Source organism: Corallococcus sp. CA054B, assembly GCF_003611625.1.
Taxonomy (GTDB): Bacteria; Myxococcota; Myxococcia; order Myxococcales; family Myxococcaceae; genus Corallococcus; species Corallococcus coralloides.
Map to the genome: position 1 here is coordinate 1 of NZ_RAVY01000115.1, position 18,775 is coordinate 18,775.

Below are 18,775 nucleotides of genomic sequence, written 5' to 3' on the forward strand. Positions count from 1 at the left end.
GCCTCGAACGCTTCCGCCACGCGCGCCCACTCCGGCTTCTCCACCTGCTTCGCCATGCCCGGAAGCGTCCGCCGCGCGCCGCTACCCCGGCAATCCCTCGCGGCACGTCGTTGGCCGGACGGTTACGCACGTCGTTGGCCGGACGGTTACCTACAACGAGGCCAACTCGTATCCGGCCTATGCGCGCCGCCAGTGGGAGAAGCTGGGAGGCAACTACAACCCCATCAACCTGGTGATGAACCTGACGGTCCAGCCGCTGTACGACTACTCCGTGCGCAGCAAGGACCGGGTGAGCCTCAGCTACGACAAGCGGGACTTCAGCGTCGCGGAGAACATCGCCATCCTCCACGACCTCAAGGAGCTGTTCAGCCCGAACGGCAACAGCCGGCTCCTGTGGTCACCGCACAAGGAGCTGGTGCCCCAACCGTACCAGGGGGCGAAGAGCCCGCCTCGGCCCAAGCGCTGGGACACCGACGGCCGGACTCGAACGGACGTGCGCAAGTATGACCTGTCGCCCTACGTCGGAGACCCCCACGCCGACAAGAAGCAGGTGAAGTGGGACCAGGGCCGCAAGGGCGCGGGTACGCGCAACGAGGCTTCGCCGGACACGCAGGCGGCGCGGGAGTTCAACATGCCGCTGGAGACGGGCCGCTCGCACACGGCCGCCCGCCTGTTCGAGATGGTCTGCCTGCTGCGGCCGGACCTCGGCGCGCCTCCGCTGGTGGTGGACCTGTTCAGGCGCCGGATGCGGGCCATGGCCTTCGGCATCTTCGGCTACTGGAACGCGGACCAGTCCCTGGGCGGCTACCCCAAGAGCCTCACGCCGGTGCACACCTACCATGAGGTGATGGACCCGGCGGAGGACTACCTCAAGGACATCTACGAGCACCCCTTCACGTACGACGACGTGATCGCCTACCTGCGGACCTGAGCGCCCGCTCCGTTCACACAACGTAGAATGAAGTGCTTACGTTGCTGACGCCTTTCGAGGCGATAGGTCGTCATGCGAATCCACTCTTGGCTCAACGGCTTTAGAACTCTGCGGGTTCAGTAGATGTGCCTCTAGCGAGCCTACGTGGCCGTGCTGTTAATCGCATAAGGCATCAACACTTGGGTCTACCCCTACTGCCCAACAAGCATCTTAGAAACCTAGTTGCGTGAATGACTTGATGAGCCGCGCCTCGGCGTCCGATGGGGCAAATCCACCAGCTTGGAGCAGTGCAAGATGAAGCAGCGCAGTGAGTTGGTGATTAAGGCGAAGCAATTCATTCCCTGGAAGTCCCTCTCCCTCTCTAAAACACACCCAGCGAAACGCAATGTCTACTTTCGTAGATAGTTCTTTGGCCGTTCCAATGCGTAGCCGTTTTCGGATGGCTGGAGTGAGTAGCCTGTTGGCAAGTGAGGGAATAGCCAAAAATCCAGCTGAAGGGAGGTATGACTGAACCTTCAGCGGAAGCTTCATGAACGACGATGTTATATGGGTGGCGTCGGCTACTTCATCGGGAAAGGCCCACGTGAGGTGTGCCAATGCGACAATTGATGCTCTAACGCGGTCGTCGATATAGGGAGAGGGAGATCTCTCGTAGCTCATGAATATGGCCGTGAAATCTCTATGCTGAGTAAATACGTCTCTTAGTCGATGGAGAATTGTTTTGTCTTGTATGTCGCCCAGGTGGAATAAAAGTCCACGGGGAGATTTTGTCTTTTCGGTTCGAGCTGTGCCGAGTTGAGCTCCAATGAACTCGTATGGCTTGTGTTTTTCTTTTGACTGGACAGAGACTGTTAAGACCCTTGCGTGGTCACGCCGGGCGAGGGTTATTAGGCATTCAAATATAGGGACGACATCTTCAAGCACTTGGCTCAGTGTGAGGGTGTTGTTGAGTGATATTGAAATTCGAGGCTGTCGGGAGATATTGACGGTCAGTGCTGTCTGGACTAGTTGAGTGGTCCACTCGAATCGCGCAGTCCAGTCGTCTGTGTACAGGACTCCCGCCTCGAATCTGAGATCGTCGATGCGTATTAGCTTGTTTTTGTTGTCGACTATTGACGGAGGGCGACCAATGAATTCAGCAAGTCCATCTAGAGTCAGAAAGACCCGCGTGAATGTTGAAGGGATTTCGATCTCTGCCTCTTCCGCTTGTCCGATGAGGGCGCGATGGGCAAACCACTTCTGAAAAGTGCCGCCTTGACCAAAGCGTGAATATGTTTTCAGGCATTTGAAAAGCAAAATGCTGCCACCTGAAGGGTGGTCAGCAATCTGGCCGCAAATTACATCGATTTCTTCTGCCAACCCTTGGTTTTCGGTGTCTTGCGAAAGATCGCCTTGTATCTCCAAAGTGATCTCGCCGGACTCTGTAATCTCAATGTGTCCGCTCGCGGTGCTCTCTAGTTCGCCAGGAAGCCAGAAAGTGCCCCTATATCTGCTGGTGTTCATGCGAAGGCGCCTTCTAGCATATATTGCTCCGTTATGCCTCGTTCGATGAGGATTTCACGTGTGCTGTGGCGGGTTGTAAATTTTTTTTGAATGCTTGTCTTTATTGTTTTGATCGAAGTAGTGCTGACGAGGGCGGGTGGAAGTAGAAAGCTGAGATTGTAATGGCGGTTGATGACGGTTGTTCTGCGTGTTGAGGCTCTTGGTGCAATTCTGAACGAAATCGTGCTGCCAGGAACTGGCGAAATCGTCAGTAGTGAAAGCCCGTCCTTAGTTGCGCGGTTCCAGATTAACTTCCAGTGTCGATCAAGTTGATCGATTGCGCGCAAGATGTCGGCTTGCATTGATAGGCGAAGTAACAACCAGTGCATGTGCCTGGACGGGTTCAGTGACATGCCCTGGCGTGCAAGGTCACCAGCAAACGTGAATCGTTGTGCCAATAGAGCGGCGAGTGCTCCTGACTCTGCGATGATGGCGTGTTGTGGTTGGTGTTTGACTTGGAGCAGGGCTTTTTGCTCAAGTAGCGCGGCGTGGTGATATTTGTCTGCGGCGCCGTGTGCTTTTTTTTCTTGCTCAAGTTTTCGCGCGATGAGCAGGAGTTTGACTGCTTCTTGATGTTCTGGCGGAATAGTCGGGCGCAGTCCTTGCAAGTTCGGGGCTTCGACAGCAGTTGCAGACAGGCCGGTGGTTTCTTCTGCGCTCTGTTCAGTCTCTTTGGAAGATGAACTATTCTTGGTGCTCATTGATTGTTGCCTCAAGCTTGGCCATGGCGTCTTTGCTCAGTTGTAGGTTCGGGAGCGAGTCTCGACCTTTCCAGTCTGTGCATTCGGTTGCGCCAATTTTATCGCTCGTGTAGAAGGTTAGTGCTTTAGTTGTGCTTAGGGACTGAAATACGATTCGGCTTGCATTGAATTCCTTTGCGCGTAGCCCAATAAGGCCTAGGGCTAGTTGGCCAAGTCCGAGTCGTTGTTTGTCTGGCCGAATTTTGAAGTAGTCGAGTCGGTAGGCGTCGCCGGCAACTAGTTGTCCATGGTCAAGCCATATTGCTATGGGCCTGCTGTCATGGTCCGTAACGATAAAACGTTCAGAACGATTCTTCCCTAGGTCGTAAAAATTCCATTCATCACTCTCTTCGTACTCCTGCCCGGAGTTGAGGCCTAGCCATTCACTGTCAACCAGCCTAAGTGCTTGGGGCGTGCCACGTTCAACCCTGAAGGATCCAAAACCGTTTAGTTTCCAGACCTTGGTGGTCAGGACCGTATTGGGGACCGTCGGGTATGGAGGTGGTCGTCTATACGTCATTGGTTTGCGTGATAGTGTTTGGCAAGAGGTTTCATCCCTCGTCATGCGATGTTACACCCGCCGCGCGCGGGCCATGGGCGGCATCTTCACGCCGCTGCTGGGCTTCGCGTGCATGGCCCACCAGGCGGACACGCCCAGGAGCGCCAGGGACAGGAGCGTCCACAGCGCCGCCCAGATGATGGACGGCACCCACGTCTCGCTGGCGAGGATGGCCGCGTCGCTCTGCGCACGCACCGCGCTGTTCCACAGGTCGTCCCGCAGGTCGAAGACGACGTAGAGCGCGGTGAAGGCCGCGAGGAACAGGTTGAGCGCGTCCACCAGCCCCGTGGGCAGGAAGCGCGCGCCCAGCCCCATGGCCAGCGCCATGCCCAGGCAGAAGGCCAGGGTGAACGGGTCACCCGCGTAGAAGAAGCCCATCACCGCCAGCCACACGGACGCCGCGCCCATCACCGCGCGGCCCAGCCGGAAGCGGAAGGTGGCCAGCATCAGCCCCGCGCCGGCCACCGCGCTGCCCAGGTAGCCCGCGGACGACACGATGATGCGGTTGAAGACGCCGGGCGGCAGGCGGGAGAAGCAGCTGCCCCCTTCGTTCAGCTGGAGGTGCACCCGGTCCACCGAGCCCCCCACGAGCAGCGTGGCGAGCGCATGCCCGGTCTCGTGCATCATCACCACCAGCACCTTCACCGGGAGGAGCACGGGCGAATACCAGAAATACCAGGACGCCCCCATCAGCAGGAGCAGCAGCGCCAGCCTTCCGAAATCCAGTGTCGCCCCGCTCGCGGTCCGCATCGCTGGTCCCCTCCTGCCTGGACACCGGAACATCCAAGCGCGTTCCATCTTCCGCGAAAACGCGCGCCCCGGACACCGGAACGGTCGCGCCGGGGCGGCGGACGGAGTAGGGATGGGGCACCATGAAGAAGACGCTCCTTCTCCTCTCGCTCGTGGCTGCCCCGGCTTTCGCCGGGGAAGGGAAGTGGACCCCGCAGCAGGTGCTGGAACTGAGCCCTGCCTGGCTCAAGGCCCAGGGCCTCCAGCTGCCGCCCAGCAAGCTCTGGGACCCCAAGCGGGGCACGGGCCTCCTGGCGGGCACGGTGAACACCGGCGGCTGCTCCGGGTCGTTCATCTCCGCCTCCGGCCTCATCATCACCAACCACCACTGCGCCTTCTCCATCATCCAGGAGCACAGCTCCCCGCAGAAGGACCTCATCACGAACGGCTTCCTCGCGAAGAGCCAGGCGGAGGAGCTCCCGGGCAAGGGCTCGCGCGTGCAGGTGCCGCGCGGCTTCAAGGACGTGACGGCGGAGGTCAACGGCGCCGTGCCGCAGGGCGCGGACGACCTCGCGCGCTACAAGGCCATCGACCGCAAGCAGAAGGAGCTGGTGGCCGAGTGCGAGAAGCGCCCCGCCACCCGCTGCCAGGTGGCCACCTTCGACGGCGGCGTGAACTACACGCTGGTGGACGCGGTGGAGCTGCAGGACGTGCGCCTGGTCTACGCGCCGCCGCGCGCCGTGGGTGAGTACGGCGGCGAAGAGGACAACTGGATGTGGCCGCGCCACACCGGCGACTTCGCCATCATCCGCGCGTACACCGCGCCGGACGGCGCCTCCGCGGCGTTCAGCGACAAGAACGTGCCCTACAAGGCGGAGTTCTTCTTCCCGCTGTCCACCGAGGGCGTGAAGCCGGGCGACTTCGTGATGGTGCTGGGCTACCCGGGCACCACCTTCCGCACGCTGCTCGCGGACGAGATGGCGGAGCGCCAGGCGCGCTACTACCCGCGCATCCGCGACGTGCTGGGCGAGGCCATCCGCATCCTGGAGGCGGAAGGGGAGAAGGACCCGGCCGGGAAGATCGCCGTGGCCTCGCAGCTCAAGGGCCTGCACAACGTCTACAAGAACGCGGGCGGCCAGCTGGCGGGCCTGAAGCGCGGCCACATCGTGGAGAAGCAGCGCGACGCGGAAGGCGCCACCGTCGCCTGGGCGCAGAAGGACGCCGCGAAGTGGGGGGAGGCCCTCAAGGCCCGCGAGGCGCTGCTCGCGGAGCAGCAGGAGTCCTCCAAGACCTTCGACCGTGAGTTCCTCCTGAGCCTGTCCGGCCGCCTGGCCCGTGGGCCCGCGCTGGCCACGTCCGTGTCGCGGCTGGCCATGGAGCGCGCGAAGCCGGACCTGGAGCGCCGCCCGGAGTACATGGACCGCGAGCTGCCGCGCATCAAGGACCGCCTGGAGCGCGAGCAGAAGAACCTCTTCCTCGCCGCGGACAAGGCGCTGCTGCACGCGTTCGTGAAGCGCGCGCAGGCGCTCCCGCAGGACGCGCGCATCGCGGCCGTGGATGCGGCCTTCGGCAAGACGTATTCGCAGAAGGACGTCACCGCGAAGATCGACTCGCTCTACGCGGGCACGAAGGTGTTCACCCTGGCGGAGCGCCTGAAGATGGCGGACGAGTCCGTGGGGCAGCTCGCCGCGCGCCGCGACCCCCTGCTGGCGTTCGGCATGGAGCTGGCGAAGGAGCAGGCCGCGCTGGATGACACGCGCGACCGGCGTCAGGGCGCGTCCTCCCGGCTGCGGCCGGCGTGGCGCAAGGCGGTGATGGCGCAGGCGGGCAAGCCCATTGCGCCGGACGCCAACAGCACGCTGCGCGTGTCGTTCGCCAAGGTGCAGGGCTACACGCCGCGCGACGGCGCGCTGTACCTGCCGCAGACGACGCTGACGGGGATGCTGCAGAAGCACACCGGCGAGGAGCCCTTCAACGCGCCGGAGAAGGTGCGCGCCGCCGCCGCGGCGAAGAAGTTCGGGCAGTGGGCGGACCCCCGGCTGAAGGACGTGCCGGTGGACTTCCTGGCGGACGCGGACACCACGGGCGGCAACTCCGGCAGCCCCACGGTGAACGGCAAGGGGCAGCTGGTGGGCGTGAACTTCGACCGCGTGTGGGAGAACGTCGCGAACGACTTCGGCTACAATCCGGACGTGGCCCGGAACGTCAACGTGGACGTGCGCTACCTGCTGTGGCAGCTCGACCAGGTCGAGGACGCGGACGCACTCCTGCGGGAGCTCAACATCCGCAAGGGCAAGCCGGTGGCCAAGGAGGCGCGCTGACATGTCGGACGCGGGAGCGGGACCCCGGCCTCTTCCCACCTTCCGCCCCGACGAACGGGTGTGCGGCAACTGCAAGCTCTGGAGTCCGCACTCCGAGGACCACCGTGGCTGGGTGGGTCCGTGCCGCGTGTACACCTCGCGCGGCCTGTTCCCGCCCTCCGCGCCCATCTGTGACAAGTACGCGCCCCGGGGCTCCGCGGCCCCGGCGCCCGTGGTTTCGAGCACGCGAACCCGCACCGCGCGGAGCGTGGCGCCCGTGGTGGTGCGCCACCGCGCGGATCCGCACGAAGTGGTGGACCTGGAAGGGCTGAACATGACGCGCGAAGAGCTGATGGACATCTTCCGGGAGGCGGCGGGCCTGAGCGATCCGCCGCTCGCGGGCAAGTGGGAGGGCGGCACGGTGCGGCTGGTGCCGGGCAACCCGGAGCTTCAGGCGAAGGACATGCCCATCGACAACCTGTTCCACAAGGTCACGATGGTGCGCGACCGCATCCGCGTGCTGGAGCAGAAGCTCAACGCCCACCCCAAGCTGACGGACGCGGAGAAGGCGGAGATGCAGGGCTACATCACCCGCGTCTACGGCTCGCTCACCAGCTTCAACCTCCTCTTCAAGGAGAAGGGGGATCAGTTCGTGGGCAGCAAGGGCGACGAGTAGCAACTCCGTGCCTCACGGCCGCTGGCCGCGCTCCTCCATCACGGTGAGGGCGCGCTGGCGGCCGCGGTGCAGGGCGCTCTTCACGGTGCCCTCGGGGATGCGCAGGAGCCGGGCGATTTCAGCGGAGCCCAGGCCGCGCACCTCGCGCAGGTAGAGCACCTGCCGCTGCTGGGGGTTCACCTCCTCCAGCGCTTCGTTGAAGTGCTGCTGCATCTGCGTGCCCATGGCGTGGGCCTCGGGCGACACGGCCTCCTGGGGCGCGTGCGTCAGCCGCTCCCGGCGCCTTCGCGCGCGCAGCCAGTTGATGCTGCTGTTGACCATCACCCGGTGCAGCCAGGTGGTCCACGTCGCCCGTCCATCCAGCCCCGGTGGCTGCCGCGACAGGCGCAGGAAGACGTCCTGCACCACGTCCTCCGCGTCGTCGGTGTCCCCCACGATGCGCCGGGCGATGGCCAGCGCCCGCGGACGGTGCAGGGCGTACAAATCATCCAGGGTGGGGAAGGGGAGGACGGCGGCGTGCGGGCCCATGGCGGACGGTCTCCTGTGTCTTCCCGTGAAACGAATGGGCCCACGAAAGGGTCTATTGCCCTGGAGGGCATGCGACTCCGGGGCCGTGTTTTCGCCCGGACAGCCGGTGCGCACCTTCCGGGCCAGGGGGAGATGCCGCCATGGCTCAGCTGGCCGAGTACGGACGCAGGAGGCCGTTCATGCCCCGGCGCCGCCAGGGCAACGGCATCGTGGACCTGCTCCTGGGGCGCCCGCTCACCAGCGCCCAGGCGATGCACGAGAAGACGGGCGTCCTCACCGGCGTGGCGCTCCTGGGACTGGATGCGCTGTCCTCCGCCGCGTACGGCCCGGAGGCCGCGCTCACCGTGCTGCGCCCGCTGGGGGCCACGGGGGTGTGGCTGCTCTTCCCCATCACCGCCGCCATCGTCGGGCTCTTGATGATCGTCGCGAGCTCGTACGCGCAGACCCTCGCCGCGTATCCGAGCGGCGGCGGCGCGTACACCGTGGCGAAGCGGAACCTGGGACAGGGCGCGGGGCTGCTCGCGGCGACGGCGCTGATGCTGGACTACCTGCTCAACGTGGCGGTGGGCATCTCCGCCGGCACGGGCGCGCTGGTGTCCGCGTTCCCCGCCCTGCGGCCGCACACGCTGCCCATCACCCTGGGCATCCTGGCGCTGCTCACCCTGGTGAACCTGCGCGGCGTCAGCGAGGCGGGCGCCGTGTTCGTCGTGCCCACGTGGTTCTTCATCACGTCACTGAGCGTGGTGCTGGCGGTGGGCCTCTTCAAGCTGGCCACCGGTGACGCGGCGCCCGTGGAGCAGCCGCCGCCCATGGCGGTGCCCACCGCGTCCCTGGGCGCGTGGCTGGTGATTCGCGCCTTCGCCAGTGGCTGCACGGCGATGACGGGCGTGGAGGCCATCAGCAACGCCGTGCCCATCTTCCGCGACCCCGCCATCCGCCGCGCGCGCACCACGCTGGGCATCATCGTGGGCGTCCTGGTGACGATGCTGCTGGGCATCGCGCTGTTGTGCCGGGCGTACGGCGTGGGCGCCACGGACCCGGACGGCGCGAACTACCAGACGGTGCTGTCGCAGCTCATCGCGGCGGTGATGGGACGCGGCGCCTTCTACTTCGTGGCCATGGCCGCCATCCTCTGCGTGCTCGCGCTGTCCGCGAACACCAGCTACGCGGGCTTCCCGCTCGTCTGCCAGGTGCTGGCGCGCGAGCGCTACCTGCCGCCGGGCTTCGCCCACCGGGGCCGCAGGCTCGCCCTGTCGCGCGGCATCCTCACCCTGTCCGCGCTCGCGGCCGTGCTGCTCATCGTGTGCAAGGGCATCACGGACCGGCTGATTCCCCTGTTCGCCATTGGCGCGTTGATGGCCTTCACCCTGTCCCAGGCGGGCATGGTGGTGCACTGGAGCCGCCACCGGGAGGAGGCGGGCTGGCGGTGGCGCCGGGCCCTCAACGGCGCGGGCGCGGTGATGACCGCGCTCACGCTGTGCATCGTGGGTGTGTCCAAGTTCGTGCACGGCGGCTGGGCCGCGTTCGTCCTCGTGCCCGTGGGCCTGCTGGTGCTCTCCCGCGTCCACGCCGCGTACACGCGCACGAGGCAGGCGACGGAGCTGAAGCGGCCCGTGCTCCTGACGCCCCCCTCGCCGATTGTCGCCGTGGTGCCCGTGGACCGCTGGTCCCACGCGTCGGAGACGGCGCTGCGCTTCGCGCTGACGCTGAGCGACGACGTGCGCGCGGTGCACATCTGCAGCGGCGACACCGATGAGGGGGCGCTGGACGCGCAATGGCAGCGCTTCGTCCAGGCGCCGCTCGAAAAGGCCGGGCGGAAGCCTCCGCCGCTCGTGCACGTGGGGTCGCCCTACCGCGTGCTGGTGTGGCCCTTGAGGGACTACCTGGACGCGCTGCTCGAGGAGGTGCCGGGCGGCACCGTGGCCATGGTGCTGCCGGAGCTGCTGGAGAAGCGCTGGTACCGGGCCATGCTCTACGGCCGCCGCTCGGAGCTGCTCCGCAGCGCGCTGCTGTTGTCCGGCGAGCGGCGCCTCGTGGTGGTCAGCGTGCCCTGGTACCTGCGCACGCCAGCGCACCCGGCGCCGCACTCCGCCTGGGGCGGCTCCGCCCACCCTGGAAGCCAGGGGTAGGGCGGAAGCGCCTTCGACCTCACTCCTGCTCGTCCTGCTTCGTCAGGCCCCAGTCCTTCAGGCGCTTGAAGAGGGTGGAGCGCGCGAGGCCCAGCTCCCGCGCCACGCGTTCGCGGTTGTTGTTGAAGCGGCGCAGCGCGGTTTCGATGATCTGCCGCTCCAGCTTCTCCAGCATCTGCTCCAGCGTCATGCCCGGCGGCAGCTCCGGCACGGTGATGCCCGTCTCGCGGTTGACCTCCTGGTCGAAGGACAGGTCGCTCGCGTCGATGGACGGGCCCTTGCGCAAGAGCAGCGCGCGGTGCACCACGTTGCGCAGCTCGCGGATGTTGCCCGGCCACGCGTGCTGCTGGAGCCGGTCCAACGCGGCCGGCGTGAAGCGCACCGTCTGGCCGCGAGGGGCGAACGCGCGCACGAAGTGCTCCGACAGCGCCACCACGTCCCCCCGGCGGTTGCGCAGGGGCGGCAGGTGCAGGGGCACGACGCACAGGCGGTAGTAGAGGTCCTCGCGGAAGCGGCCCTCGCGCGCCGCCGCCAGCAGGTCGCGGTTGGTGGCCGCCACCACGCGCACGTCCACGTGCAGCGGGCGGCTGGCGCCCACGCGCTTGATTTCGCCGCTCTCCAGCGCGCGCAGCAGCTTCGCCTGGAGGTCCAGGGGCAGCTCGCCAATCTCGTCCAGGAACAGCGTGCCGCCGTCCGCCTCTTCAAAGGCGCCCTTGCGCGCGCCCACGGAGCCGGTGAACGCGCCCTTCTCGTGGCCGAACAGCTCGCTCTCAATCAGCTCCTTGGAGATGGCGGCGCAGTTGACCGGGATGAGCGGCCGGTTCGCGCGCGGCGAGCACGCGTGCAGCGCGTTCGCCACCAGCTCCTTGCCCGTGCCGGACTCGCCCAGGATGGTGACGGCCGCGGTGGACGGCGCCACGCGCTGGATGAGGTCCGTGAGCTGCCGCACGGACGGGTCGCTCCCGAGGATGCCGTGGAAGGCCTGGGCCTCCTTCTTGGCCGCGGGCACGGTCTCCAAAATCAGCTCCGCCTCGCCCACGCGCAGCGTGGTGGGCAGCGTCACCTCCGCCTCGAAGAGGCGCACCGGCCCCAGCCAGGTGCCGTTGGTGGAGCGCAGGTCCACGACGTGGAAGACGCCGTCCCGGCGAGTCACCTTGAGGTGCCGGCCGGAGATGAACCGGTCCTGGAGCACCAGGTCGTTGCCCACGTCCTTGCCCACCGTGAAGCTGTCGCCGGTGAGCCGGTGCACGGCCTCCGTGCCGCCCTGCTTCACGCGCAGCTGCGCGGGCTGCCAGCGCTGCGAGTCGCGGCCCTGCACGGCCGTCGCGCTGCCGGCCTCCGTGGCCGCGTCCGCGTCGTCGCTGGCGCCATGCTGGCGGAACACCGCGCGCCACTGGCCCAGTTCGAGGTCCGCGCCGTCCGGCAGGTCCGCGCGCTCCACCACCGCGCCCGCGACCTTCGTGCCCTTGCCGGACAGGTCCTCCACGCGGCACTGCTGGCCGTCCCACAGGAGGGCCACCTGCTGGCGGCTCACCTCCGGATCCGGAATGGCCACATCGCTGGAGTCGCCCCGGCCGAGCACCACCCGCGCCCGGTCCACCGCCACCCGCAGCACTTCCTCGCCTCGACGGAAGAACACCAGCTCCGGCATTACGAACTCTCTCCCAAGCCCGGAAACCCCAGGGCCGCGCGCAGCGCTTTACACGGCGCGTGCGCGGGCATCAACCGGGGGCCTACCGCTTGGGACCGAAGCGGGGGCTGCTCACCATGCCGGTGAGCCGGCCGCCGCGCCAACCCGGGTTGTCCCGGTCCTGCGGCAGCATGTTCACCGCGAGCGCCAGGGGGCCCAGCCGCTGCTGGAAGGCCTGCTCGAACTTCAGCCGCACGTCGAGCCCCAGTTCGCTGTACTCCAGCCGGCGGCCCAGCTTCAGCGTGCCGGTGCCGGAGCCCTCCAGGTCCTCGCTCTTGAGGTTCAAATCCCGCACCGTGCCCATGCCCTTGTCGAACAAGAGGTCGCCCTTCAGCTCTCCCAGCTCGATGCGCGGCAGCTCCATGGGCATGGCGGGGCCGCCGCCCATGGGGATGGCCGCCTTGCCGCCCTTGATGGTGAGCCCCTGGGTGTCCAGCGCGACCGTGCCGGACGCCTGGGACCAGTCCACCGGCTGGCCGCGGATCATCGTCCCCGGCGCCGTGAGCGCGAGCTTCGCGTTGAGGGTGCCCTCCATGTCCACGCCCGTGTACTTCGGCAGGTTGCCGCCGCCGGCCTGCACGCCGTCCACGTCCACGTTCAGCGACGTGCCGCTCAGGCCGCCCACGTGGATGTTCACCGTGCCGCCCATGCCCTTCATCTTCACCACCACGCCGGGCGGGAAGAGGGACGGGCGCAGGGCCACGCTGTCGAAGATGAGCGCCTCGCCCAGCTCGTCCGGCCCCAGCCCGCCGGACTCACCGCGGGCGAGCGCCGCGACGGACTCCGCGCCCAGCGGCGTGGGCGGCTTGCTCAGCCGCACGTTGGTGGCGGTGACGCCGGACAGGCCGGGACGCAGGCCTCCAATGCGCACCGCCAGCCCGTGGGCCGCGGCCTCCGTCACCAGCCGCGAGCGGACCGCGTCGTACGGGAAGGTGATGAGCAGGCAGAGGATGAACGTCACCACCGCGAAGGCGGTGTAGCCCAGGACGAGCTTCCAGCGGGCGGTCTTGGATTCAGTGGCCATGGGCTATTGCTTCATCCGGTAGGTCGCGACGGTCGTCCACGCCGTCAGGGTGTCCGTGGCGGGCCGGGGCTCCACGCGCAGGTACTTCACCTTCACGATGCCCGGGCCCGTCTCCACCGTGCGCAGGAAGTCCGTCAGCTTGCGCAGGTCCACGTCCGTGAAGGTCAGCTCCACGGAGCTTTCGATGATCTTCCCGTCCCCCACGCCCACGTCGCCCTTGGGCGTCATGTTGGGGACGGTGAGGCCCGCGGCGGTGGCCTTGTCTTCAATGTACGTGATCAGCCGCACGTTGCTCTGGGTGAGCTGCTGCTCCACGTTCTGCCGGTCCGCCTGCGCCTGGCCGTAGCTGGTCGCCAGGGCCTGCACCTCCTGCAGCTTCGCCAGCTTGTCCTGCGTGCGCCGGCGGTAGCCCTGCGCGCTGTTGGCGAAGCTGAAGAGGGTGACGAAGAGCACGAACACCAGCACCGCGGAGCCGGCCAGCGCCACGAGCTTGCGCTCGCGGTCGGAGAGCCGCTCGAACCAGGTCTGGAGGGGCGCGAAGAGTTCTCGAAGCTTTCCCATGTCAGGTCTCTCCCGCCGGCGTCTCGCCGGGGCACTGCACCTGCACGTCCAGGCGGAAGGTCACCTTCTGCCCGTCGCGTGTCTTCTCCACCTTGCCCTCCTTCACGTCCTTGAAGCAGCGGTGGCCCTTCAAGGCGGCGGAGAGCGTGTCGATCTGCTTGGAGCTGTCCGTCTCTCCCTGGAGCATGATGCGGTCCAGGTCCACCTGGATGCGGTCGAACTTCACCGGCACCTCCGGCGGGACGCGTTGCGTGACTTCCGCCAGCAGGTTCACCGCGGACATCGCGGGCAGCGCCGCGGCGGGGCTCTCCACGCCCTTGAGCATGTTCAGCGCGCGGTCGTAGTTCGTCTCGCAGGTGCCCAGGATGCGCTGGGTCGTCTTGCAGAGCACCGCGTCCACCTCCGCCTCGCGCCGCGCCAGCACCGTGTTGCGCACGACGCCGAAGGCGATGAGCAGGAGCAGCAGCGTCACCGCGAAGGACGCCAGCAGGCCCAGCCGGTCCTTCACGTAGTCGTAGCCGCCCTTGAAGGCGAACTCACCGCGGCGCAGGTTGAAGCGCGGCGCCTTCGCCCCGGCTGCGTTGCCGCGCATGGCCAGCGCGTACGCCTGCGCCGCGGTCGGCGTCTCCCGGGGGCCAATCCTCTCCGTCGCGTCCACCGGGAGCGCCAGCACGCGCACCGGCAGGTTCAGGTCCTTGGACAGCTGCTCGGCCAGGCCCGGCATCCGCGCGGTGCCGCCGCACAGCACCACCGCGGAGACCTGCTGGCGGGTGCGCGCGGCGAAGGCCTTGAAGGACGGGCGCAGCTCGCGCAGCACCGGCTGCAGGCCGCGGATGAAGGCGTTCGCGGCGCGCTCGGCGTCCGGCCCCTGCGCGGCGCTGGCCATGGCGCCGTGGGCTTCCTTCCACGCGTGGGCCTCCGGCAGCGTCGTCTGGAACTCCGTGGCCAGGGCGCGCGTCAGGTCGCGCCCGCCGCCCGCGAACGTGCGCGCGAACTCCACGCCCTTGCCCGGCTGGCCAATGGCCACCGACGTGCGCTCGTGGCCAATGTCCACCACCGCCACCGGGCCGCCCTCACCCACGCCCTCGAAGAGGCCGGGCGACTGGGTGAAGAGGTTCTGGTACGCGAGCGCCGGGTGGGTGATGACGCGCGGATCCACCTGGAGGCCGCCCAGGAGCGCCAGCAGCGACTGGAGCTCCTCCTTCTTCACCACGCCCACCAGCAGGTCCGCGGCCTTCTCCCTGCCGCCGGTGTCCTTCTGGCCGACCACCTGGTAGTCGTAGACGACCTCCGAGATGTCGAACGGCAGCTGGCTGCCCACCTCGAAGGGCAGCGTCGCCTCCACGCGCTTGCTGTCGGAGAAGGGCAGGCTCACCGCGTGCGTGGTGAGGGACGGGCCGGGCAGGGCGATGACGACCTGGTCCACGTGCCCCTGCGGCATCTTCCCGAGCAGCTCCTCCACCGCGGCGCGCAGCGTCTCCGCGCGCTCGCCTTCCTGCGCGCGGCGCACCTCCGCGTAGGCCTGGGTGGTGTTGCTTTTCGTCCCGGAGGTGAGGACCACCCCCTTCACGGAGTGGCTGCCCAGGTCCAGGCCAAGAATGCGGGCCATGCTATTCCTCTCTGTAATACACGAGCTTGCCCAGCCCGTCGTCCAGGCGGATGACGGCGGTGAGCGTCTTCTGGACGCTGCCCGCCTCTCCCACGGACTTGATGGTGAAAGTCTTGCTCTTGTCGCCCAGGTAGCGGTTCTGCTGGACGTTGCCCTTGATGAGCGGATTGACCGCGATGCCGGCCTGCTCGATGACGCCCACGAAGTCCGACACCGACATGCCGAAGAAGCTGAACATGCGTGCGGCGCGGATGCGGCTGATGAGCTCGTTGAGGAACACGGGGTCCGTCAGGCGCGGATCCGGCCGGTTGGGGTCCGCGGCGGACATGATGGCCAGCCCCAGCATGATGGGGTCGTCGGTGTTGACGTTCGGCTTGGAGTTGATGTCCGGGTACACCGTGAGCCGGTCTCGGAAGGCCGCCATGAAGCGGTCGTTGACGCCATGCACGCGGTACAGCTCATCCAGGCTGTCGAAGCGCGCGTTCTTGACGTCATAGCGCGGTTCGTAGCGGCTGTACGGGGAACCCTCGTCCGCGAAGCCCGCGACGAAGGGGTTCGTGGGGTCCTTCTCGTTGAGCGTGGACTGGGTGGTGTCCTCGTCCGACCAGTCCTTCAGCGCGAGGATGGTGTCCCGGGGCGTGGAGCGCGTCTTGTTGGCGTCATCCTGCTGCCAGAGGAACTCGAAGCGCTTGTCCGCGAACATGTCCAGCATGCGCGCGGCGGTGGCCTGCGACTCCGCGCCGCCGGTGTTCAGGCGCATGACGTTGAGCTTCTCCTCCTCGTCGCTGATGGTCGCGAGGAAGCAGCCCTCGAAGCCGCCGAAGGAACGCCGCTGCATCTGCGCCGCCATCTGCGTGGCCGCGCCCGCGCTCTCCCCGTCCTCGCCCTCCATCTGGAAGTTGGGGTCCACCGCCACGGGCTCCGTCTCCACGGGGCGGCCGTCCTCGCCTTGCGCGCCGTCGCTCTTCACCAGCCCCTTGAGCATGTGGCAGTCCACCCGCGCCAGCTTCCAGAGCTGGAGGTTGAGCGACTGCGGCTGGAAGGCGTTCGCGCCAGCGCCGCCGGGGGTGCCGCTGCCCAGGATGTCGCCCAGCGCCTTCATGGGGTTGGGGATGGGCGTCTGGTCCACCTGCTTCTGGAAGCGAAGCAGCAGCCGGCCCAGCGACAGGCCGGAGCGGGCCATGTAGTAGGCGCGCACTTCGTCGCGCTGGTTGGCGGCGAGCTGCAGGTCCACGCGGCTGTTGTAGGCGAACTCCGTGGCCACCACCGTGAGCAGCGTGATGGACACGAGCGCGATGATGAGCGCCACGCCGCGCGAGCGCCGGTGCTTGCGCGCCGCGGGCGAGCGCCGCGGCGCCGGAGCCTGGGGAACGGCCGTCCGCGCCTTGCCGCGCCGGCGGGACGCCTGCTGGAAGAAGGGGAAGGCCATCAGTTGAACCTCGGCAGGGTGGTGTTGAGCACGATGCGCGCCTGCGTGGTGTAGCGCGCCTCCTTGCCCGCCTCATCCAGGGCGATGACGGTGATGCGCACGCGCGTGGGGAGCAGGTCCTTCTTCTCCGTGCGCCGCGTGTCCCATTCGTCGTCCCACTCCTTCTTGTCGGAATCCCAGTAGGCGAACTCCACGCCCTTGACGCCCTCGAAGAGGACGTCCGTGGTGCCGCCCCGGTCCATGCGCTCCCCCACGTTGGGGTTCACCCGCCGCTTCAGGTCCTGCCGCTGACGGGCGCCGCGCTCGGAGGAGTTCTCCACGAAGTACTCCACCACCGCCTGGTCGGACTCCTTCACGTCCGTGTACAGGCGCTGGTGCGAGAACGTCGTGAAGGTCAGCTTCTCGCGCTCGCCAATGAAGTTGGTGGGCCGGTCGTTCTGGTCGCGGAAGCGGCGCAAGTCGTAGCGGTCGCTCACGAACGCGGAGCCCACCTCCCGAGCCATGCGGTTGAGCGACACGCGCACCATGCGGTAGCGCTCCGCCTCGCCCTCCACGACCTCCTTGGCGTTGATGCCCGTCTGGAAGGCCAGGGCGACGACGGTGCCCATGAGGGCGGTGATGCCCACCGCCACCATGACCTCCATGAGGGTGAAGCCACGCATGCGCCGCTTCATCGGATGGTCCCTCCGCCGCGAGGCATGCCCGGCATGCCGCGCATCCCGCCGAAGATGCCGCCCGGCCCGCGCGGGTTGGTGCCGGTGTTGCCGGTGCCGCCGCCCTGCTGGCCGCCCATGTTCCTGTTGAGCTGCTCCAGCTGGGCCGCCCGGTTGACCAGCGGCTCGCGCGTGTTCGGGTCCAGCATCTGGCCGTTGGGGCCGGGGATGGGGTTGTCCACCACCTGGCCCGTGCGCGGGTTCACCCACTGGTTCTCCGCGCCCGCCGTGCTGCCCGGGTTGGGCGTGAAGCCGCCGTTGCGGTCGCCGCCGGGCCCCAGGGACACGACGTGCGTCACCACGTCCACGCTTTCCACCTGGGTGCCTTCCTTCCAGTACACGGTGAGGTGCACCTCGCGGACGGACTTGGTGAGCTGGTCCACCATCTGCGTGAACATGGGCTGCGCCATGCTCATGGCGCCCGCGCCCAGGGGGCTGGCCGAGGTGGTGCTGCCAGGAGGCGTGCCGCCCTTGCCGTCGCCGCCACCGCCGCCAAAGAGGCTGGCCAGGCCGCCCAGCGGGTCGCTGGAGTCGCCGCCGCCGCCCATGGGCAGGTTGAAGATGGCGCCGATGAGCTGATCCGGCGTCACGCCGTCCGTCTTGGGCGCGATGATGCGGGCGCGCCACTTGAACTGGGGCCAGCCCTCGTCGGAGAAGTCGCCGGACTGCTCGTCGTCGTCCTGTTCGAAGCCGTCGTCGTAGAGCTTCTGCTCCAGGTCCGTCATCTTCGAGCGGGACAGGAGCGCCGCCACGGTGAGCCGCTTGGTGTAGACGTGGTTCGCCACCGCGCCGGAGTTGAGGTCGAAGATGGCCATCAGCGCGACGCTGAGGATGGCCATGGCCACCATCGTCTCCAGCAGGGTGAAGCCCCCGTGCCTTCGCGTTGGGGTCGTCATGAGCGGGGCACCTCCAGGGCCTCGGGTGCGATGAACACCTTGCCCGTCAGGGGTGACACGTCCAGCGTCCAGGCATTGTCACCCTGGCGCAGGAAGACCATGGCCTTCTCCGTGTAGCCCTGCGGGAAGAAGTAGAGATAGGCCACGCCGCTCTCCACCGGCTCGCGCTGCTGCCGCGTCCACACCGACACCGCCACGCCCGCCGGGAGCGTCTTGGGGGAGATCTCCTCCGCGGTGTACGAGGAGAAGGTGGACTGGGACTCGATGCGGTTCTTCTCCTCGTCCATCAGCTCCTGCGCGGACGGCTGCGAGCCTTCCGAGCGCGTGTAGTTCTTGCGCGTATCCCCGCCGTTGTTGCCTTCCTTCCGGGCGCGCTCGCGGTCGCGCGCTTCGTCGCGGAGCGCCGAGTCCCGGTCGCGCGAGGTGGTGACGCCGCCCGCGGCGCATTCGGCGTGGTACTTCGTGGCCTCCTCGCGCTTCGGGTCGGGGATTTCGAACACCAGCCGGCACGTCCTGCCGCTGAGCGCCGCCGAGTCGTAGAGCGAGCGGATGACGCCCGCGAGCTCCGTGGCGCTGCCCTTCGCCTTCGCGCCGGTGATGGCGCCAATGCCAATGGTCACCGCGGCGAACATCACCGCCGCGATGGCCAGCGCGATGGAGATCTCAATCAGCGTGAGGCCGCGCGGGGCGCGACGGCGGCGGGCGGGAGCAGGGGACAT

The 18,775-nt window shown here is 67.4% G+C and carries 16 protein-coding genes; 4 read left to right on the forward strand and 12 right to left on the reverse strand.

Going from position 1 to position 18,775, the window contains the following annotated elements; all coding sequences use genetic code 11:
• A partial coding sequence (locus tag D7V80_RS41885) for a hypothetical protein (RefSeq protein WP_158616699.1) occupies positions 1–931 on the forward strand: 931 nt, incomplete at its 5' end.
• Between the two features lie 210 nt (positions 932–1,141).
• Here D7V80_RS41885 and D7V80_RS41485 read toward each other — a convergent pair.
• The 3 genes from D7V80_RS41485 to D7V80_RS25145 form a co-directional block, all read right to left on the reverse strand.
• Positions 1,142–2,434, reverse strand: coding sequence for a hypothetical protein (locus D7V80_RS41485; protein ID WP_147447209.1), 1,293 nt, complete (start codon positions 2,432–2,434; stop codon positions 1,142–1,144).
• Entirely contained in the window at positions 2,431–3,174 is a 744-nt protein-coding gene (locus tag D7V80_RS41490; protein ID WP_147447210.1) for a hypothetical protein, read from the reverse strand. Before D7V80_RS41490 ends, D7V80_RS41485 begins: the two co-directional genes overlap by 4 nt.
• A gap of 610 nt (positions 3,175–3,784) precedes the next feature.
• Positions 3,785–4,522 (reverse strand): M50 family metallopeptidase, encoded by a 738-nt coding sequence (locus tag D7V80_RS25145; RefSeq protein WP_120590583.1) that lies wholly within the window; start codon positions 4,520–4,522, stop codon positions 3,785–3,787.
• A 122-nt stretch (positions 4,523–4,644) separates the two neighbouring features.
• Here D7V80_RS25145 and D7V80_RS25150 point away from each other — a divergent pair, with 122 nt between their 5' ends.
• Complete coding sequence (locus tag D7V80_RS25150; protein WP_120590584.1) at positions 4,645–6,822, forward strand: S46 family peptidase; 2,178 nt, start codon at positions 4,645–4,647, stop codon at positions 6,820–6,822.
• 1 nt (position 6,823) lies between these two features.
• Positions 6,824–7,477, forward strand: a complete 654-nt coding sequence (locus tag D7V80_RS25155) for a hypothetical protein (RefSeq protein ID WP_120590585.1) — start codon at positions 6,824–6,826, stop codon at positions 7,475–7,477.
• A gap of 12 nt (positions 7,478–7,489) precedes the next feature.
• Here the strand turns inward: D7V80_RS25155 and D7V80_RS25160 are convergent, their stop codons facing one another.
• Positions 7,490–8,005, reverse strand: coding sequence for an RNA polymerase sigma factor (locus D7V80_RS25160; protein ID WP_014398380.1), 516 nt, complete (start codon positions 8,003–8,005; stop codon positions 7,490–7,492).
• Between the two features lie 140 nt (positions 8,006–8,145).
• On the opposite strand from D7V80_RS25160, the gene D7V80_RS25165 reads away from it, so the two are divergent.
• A complete protein-coding gene (locus D7V80_RS25165; RefSeq protein ID WP_233585706.1) occupies positions 8,146–10,134 on the forward strand; it encodes an APC family permease in 1,989 nt (662 codons plus the stop codon).
• A 19-nt stretch (positions 10,135–10,153) separates the two neighbouring features.
• On the opposite strand, the gene D7V80_RS25170 is transcribed toward D7V80_RS25165, so the two are convergent.
• The 8 genes from D7V80_RS25170 to D7V80_RS25205 all read right to left on the reverse strand — a co-directional run bounded on the left by D7V80_RS25170 (position 10,154) and on the right by D7V80_RS25205 (position 18,775).
• A complete protein-coding gene (locus D7V80_RS25170; protein WP_120590587.1) occupies positions 10,154–11,785 on the reverse strand; it encodes a sigma 54-interacting transcriptional regulator in 1,632 nt (543 codons plus the stop codon).
• A gap of 82 nt (positions 11,786–11,867) precedes the next feature.
• Positions 11,868–12,848: a type II secretion system protein GspN gene (gene gspN / locus D7V80_RS25175; RefSeq protein ID WP_120590588.1), complete on the reverse strand. Its 981-nt coding sequence runs from the start codon at positions 12,846–12,848 to the stop codon at positions 11,868–11,870.
• Between the two features lie 3 nt (positions 12,849–12,851).
• Entirely contained in the window at positions 12,852–13,409 is a 558-nt protein-coding gene (gene gspM, locus D7V80_RS25180) for a type II secretion system protein GspM (protein WP_014398376.1), read from the reverse strand.
• 1 nt (position 13,410) lies between these two features.
• Positions 13,411–15,018 (reverse strand): pilus assembly protein PilM, encoded by a 1,608-nt coding sequence (gene pilM, locus D7V80_RS25185; protein WP_120590589.1) that lies wholly within the window; start codon positions 15,016–15,018, stop codon positions 13,411–13,413.
• Position 15,019: 1 nt separating this feature from the next.
• The gene (locus D7V80_RS25190; RefSeq protein WP_120590590.1) at positions 15,020–16,447 is read right to left on the reverse strand and encodes a type II secretion system protein GspK; all 1,428 of its coding nucleotides are present in this window, start codon (positions 16,445–16,447) and stop codon (positions 15,020–15,022) included.
• Positions 16,447–17,121 carry a type II secretion system protein GspJ gene (locus D7V80_RS25195; protein ID WP_120590591.1) on the reverse strand — a complete coding sequence of 225 codons (675 nt, stop codon included), beginning with the start codon at positions 17,119–17,121 and terminating at the stop codon, positions 16,447–16,449. The genes D7V80_RS25190 and D7V80_RS25195 overlap by 1 nt, the downstream gene beginning before the upstream one ends.
• Positions 17,118–18,056, reverse strand: a complete 939-nt coding sequence (locus D7V80_RS25200) for a prepilin-type N-terminal cleavage/methylation domain-containing protein (protein ID WP_120590592.1) — start codon at positions 18,054–18,056, stop codon at positions 17,118–17,120. The genes D7V80_RS25195 and D7V80_RS25200 overlap by 4 nt, the downstream gene beginning before the upstream one ends.
• Positions 18,053–18,775 (reverse strand): Tfp pilus assembly protein FimT/FimU, encoded by a 723-nt coding sequence (locus D7V80_RS25205; protein ID WP_120590593.1) that lies wholly within the window; start codon positions 18,773–18,775, stop codon positions 18,053–18,055. The genes D7V80_RS25200 and D7V80_RS25205 overlap by 4 nt, the downstream gene beginning before the upstream one ends.

What these genes read in the sequence shown, in the direction of transcription:
- D7V80_RS41485 (WP_147447209.1), bottom strand. Translation starts at nt 2,434, where the DNA reads ATGAACACCAGCAGATATAGGGGCACTTTCTGGCTTCCTGGCGAACTA.
- D7V80_RS41490 (WP_147447210.1), bottom strand. Translation starts at nt 3,174, where the DNA reads ATGAGCACCAAGAATAGTTCATCTTCCAAAGAGACTGAACAGAGCGCA.
- D7V80_RS25145 (WP_120590583.1), bottom strand. Translation starts at nt 4,522, where the DNA reads ATGCGGACCGCGAGCGGGGCGACACTGGATTTCGGAAGGCTGGCGCTG.
- D7V80_RS25150 (WP_120590584.1), top strand. Translation starts at nt 4,645, where the DNA reads ATGAAGAAGACGCTCCTTCTCCTCTCGCTCGTGGCTGCCCCGGCTTTC.
- D7V80_RS25155 (WP_120590585.1), top strand. Translation starts at nt 6,824, where the DNA reads ATGTCGGACGCGGGAGCGGGACCCCGGCCTCTTCCCACCTTCCGCCCC.
- D7V80_RS25160 (WP_014398380.1), bottom strand. Translation starts at nt 8,005, where the DNA reads ATGGGCCCGCACGCCGCCGTCCTCCCCTTCCCCACCCTGGATGATTTG.
- D7V80_RS25165 (WP_233585706.1), top strand. Translation starts at nt 8,146, where the DNA reads ATGGCTCAGCTGGCCGAGTACGGACGCAGGAGGCCGTTCATGCCCCGG.
- D7V80_RS25170 (WP_120590587.1), bottom strand. Translation starts at nt 11,785, where the DNA reads ATGCCGGAGCTGGTGTTCTTCCGTCGAGGCGAGGAAGTGCTGCGGGTG.
- gspN (WP_120590588.1), bottom strand. Translation starts at nt 12,848, where the DNA reads ATGGCCACTGAATCCAAGACCGCCCGCTGGAAGCTCGTCCTGGGCTAC.
- gspM (WP_014398376.1), bottom strand. Translation starts at nt 13,409, where the DNA reads ATGGGAAAGCTTCGAGAACTCTTCGCGCCCCTCCAGACCTGGTTCGAG.
- pilM (WP_120590589.1), bottom strand. Translation starts at nt 15,018, where the DNA reads ATGGCCCGCATTCTTGGCCTGGACCTGGGCAGCCACTCCGTGAAGGGG.
- D7V80_RS25190 (WP_120590590.1), bottom strand. Translation starts at nt 16,447, where the DNA reads ATGGCCTTCCCCTTCTTCCAGCAGGCGTCCCGCCGGCGCGGCAAGGCG.
- D7V80_RS25195 (WP_120590591.1), bottom strand. Translation starts at nt 17,121, where the DNA reads ATGAAGCGGCGCATGCGTGGCTTCACCCTCATGGAGGTCATGGTGGCG.
- D7V80_RS25200 (WP_120590592.1), bottom strand. Translation starts at nt 18,056, where the DNA reads ATGACGACCCCAACGCGAAGGCACGGGGGCTTCACCCTGCTGGAGACG.
- D7V80_RS25205 (WP_120590593.1), bottom strand. Translation starts at nt 18,775, where the DNA reads ATGTCCCCTGCTCCCGCCCGCCGCCGTCGCGCCCCGCGCGGCCTCACG.